General features: G+C 29.5%; 6 protein-coding genes. All 6 read left to right on the forward strand.

Annotated elements, in window-relative coordinates:
- The coding region (locus tag B2671_RS11895) for an RHS repeat-associated core domain-containing protein (protein ID WP_346870617.1) at nucleotides 1-351 on the forward strand (351 nt) is incomplete at its 5' end.
- A 144-nt stretch (nucleotides 352-495) separates the two neighbouring features.
- Nucleotides 496-621 carry a hypothetical protein gene (locus B2671_RS11900; protein ID WP_346870618.1) on the forward strand — a complete coding sequence of 42 codons (126 nt, stop codon included), beginning with the start codon at nucleotides 496-498 and terminating at the stop codon, nucleotides 619-621.
- A 25-nt stretch (nucleotides 622-646) separates the two neighbouring features.
- Entirely contained in the window at nucleotides 647-1078 is a 432-nt protein-coding gene (locus B2671_RS11905) for a hypothetical protein (protein WP_346870619.1), read from the forward strand.
- 302 nt (nucleotides 1079-1380) lie between these two features.
- Nucleotides 1381-1584, forward strand: coding sequence for a hypothetical protein (locus tag B2671_RS11910; RefSeq protein WP_346870620.1), 204 nt, complete (start codon nucleotides 1381-1383; stop codon nucleotides 1582-1584).
- Between the two features lie 21 nt (nucleotides 1585-1605).
- Nucleotides 1606-1848 (forward strand): hypothetical protein, encoded by a 243-nt coding sequence (locus B2671_RS11915; protein ID WP_346848241.1) that lies wholly within the window; start codon nucleotides 1606-1608, stop codon nucleotides 1846-1848.
- Between the two features lie 364 nt (nucleotides 1849-2212).
- The coding region (locus B2671_RS11920; protein WP_346870621.1) for a hypothetical protein at nucleotides 2213-2554 on the forward strand (342 nt) is incomplete at its 3' end.

Here is a 2554-nt window from a genome sequence, read left to right on the forward strand (position 1 = left end):
CAATCAAGATATTATAATCCTGAGTGGGGAAGATTTTTGAATGGGGATGCTATTGGTGGAAATGTAGGAGCATTGCTATCACATAATATATTTGCTTATTGTAATAATAATCCTGTTATATCAAAAGATCCTAATGGTTTTAGACCTATGTATACTCAAGGAGAAGAAACAGATGCAATGAGAGAAGCATCCCTACAAGTTATGAATGCTGTATCTAAAAAAGAACCACCTCCAAGTGAAGTTGGATACAAAACACCTAAAGGAAAGGGGAAAACGGAAACAGTAAAGTTGCCAAATGGGCAAAGAGGATGGGGAGATGCCGATGGCAACGTATGGGTACCGATACCATAAGGTCATCCATTAGCTCACGGCGGAGAGCATTGGGATGTAAACTATCCAAATGGAGGGTATGATAATGTATATCCGCCTGATGGACATGTCAGAAAAGGAAGTGGTCCAAGAGGTAAGTTTTCACCAGAAGGTAAAAGAATAGTTATGGAATCAACTGGAATAGGTGGTACGGCATTATTACTATATGGAGCTTATAGAGTAGCGCGAATGGCACCTTCATTCGCACCACCTTTGTGGTGGACAATTCCGGCAAATGTTGCTTGTCCATAAAAAGATATGTTTAGGAGGGTTTAAAATGAACAGCGATGTATTATTAAAAAAAATTCAGGATATAATTTTTTCAGTTCCAGGAGAAATATATAAATACAATCAGCCGAGTGATTGTTTTGATGATGATTGGAGAGAAGCTTCAACTCAAGAAAGGGCTTTTTTGTTAGTTGAAAGTTTGCTTATAAACCTAAACAAAAGCAAAACAGAAGAGAATACAAAACAAAAAGAAAATCTTGTTGAAGTTAAGATTGATAAACTACCAAGATTTTATAGCATAGCAGATGAAAATATGTTCTTCAATGCTATTTACACCGTGCCATCCATAAAAGAAGTAATTGGAAATGGAAGGGAGTTATTTCTATACTATGATAAGAAGATAACAAATGAAGAAAGAAATTTCATAGTTGGATTATTTAAGAGATATCAAATTTCTATACCATCTAAAATTAATAGTTAGTATTCAATAAAATAAGTATGAACTAGCTTAGTTGCTACTTAAAGATACATATAACTATTCTGTAGAGAATCGTTATATATTAATCTGAAAAATATAAGTAGGAATTTGATTTATACCAATTATTATGTGAGAGACAGGAGTGATTCCTGTCTCTATTTTTCGTATTAAATAAAATTGTAATTATACACTATATAGGAGGATTTTTTTAAATTTTAGGTCTAGAAACATCATTAAAAGTCTGGATTAAACATTAGTTAAGCAATACTAAAATGGGGGATATTTAAGGAGGTAGTATATCAATTATGAATACAGAAGTTGGATTAATAATTATATTTATTACAATTCCATGTATAATTTTAACATTTGAAGCTTTACAGCATATTATGAAGGGGTTGCCAAGTGGAGAGAAAGTTAAAATGAAAAAATTAAAGATAGGATTAGTGTATATTATTATTATAATCATATATACGGTTATATCTAATGTAATTTTAATTAAAGTACATTAACAACTAGAGGGGGAGGTTATCGTGAATATTGTAGGAGATATTTTATTAAAAATTGCTTATACTATGTTAATGTTGATGATTTTTTTACTTTCTTATGTTGGATTTAAGGAAAGTTCTAAATCTCTTAAATCAAAAAAATATATTGGTAAAGATAAGTTGATGCTGAATTGGCTCAGATTACTATGTGGTTTTTCTATATATGGTTGTGGAATGATAATAATTAAATTTATTGTAGAAATAATATTATATTTAATGAAAATATAATACAGAAAACTTAATTGTTTTTTAAAAATATATTTTTATAAAGAAAACTTTACTATATAAAGCCTCAAAAAAATTATCTAGAAAAAATTAAATGTAATAAATAAAGGAATATTATGAAGTTAGTTGCGTAAAGTAATGTGATACACCCAATTTTAAGTATATTATATAGGGAAACATAAATAAAGTATAAAGTAGGCATTTTCTGCAATCCCTAAATTAGTATAAATGGAGATTTAAGAAGTAACCTATGTATCTATAAAATAAAAATAAGTAATTTTTAAAATAAAAGGGAAATACCTATGAAGGTGATAGTTGTTCCAATCAAGTGGAATAACTATCACTTTTTCTTTTTATATGATATTAATTGTTAGTAAATTATATAGAAGGAAAAAGAGCATTTAATGAAGAAATAATGAATGTACATTTAAGATATTATAATCCTGTAAATGGTAAAGACCCTAATGGATTTAGACCTATATATACTCAAGGAGAAGAAACAGATGCGATGAGAGATGCTTCTTACGAAGCTATGGCAAAAGCTGCTCCAGCAATTAGTAATAAGCTAGGTTCTATAAGTACAAGTAAATCTAAATCAAGTTCTGGGTTTATATTGTCTGTGGTTACAGCAGTTGCCGATTCTGTAATTGGTAGCAAAATAGCTTCTAAGCTAGGTACATTTAGTAAGTATAGAGAGTGGACATACAAT

The organism is Clostridium sp. UBA5119 (assembly GCF_002414285.1).
GTDB classification, from domain to species: domain Bacteria; phylum Bacillota; class Clostridia; order Clostridiales; family Clostridiaceae; genus Clostridium_J; species Clostridium_J sulfidigenes.

Bases quoted from the DNA above. Each gene is read 5' to 3' on its own strand.
- B2671_RS11900 (WP_346870618.1), top strand. From the start codon at position 496: ATGGAATCAACTGGAATAGGTGGTACGGCATTATTACTATATGGAGCT.
- B2671_RS11905 (WP_346870619.1), top strand. From the start codon at position 647: ATGAACAGCGATGTATTATTAAAAAAAATTCAGGATATAATTTTTTCA.
- B2671_RS11910 (WP_346870620.1), top strand. From the start codon at position 1,381: ATGAATACAGAAGTTGGATTAATAATTATATTTATTACAATTCCATGT.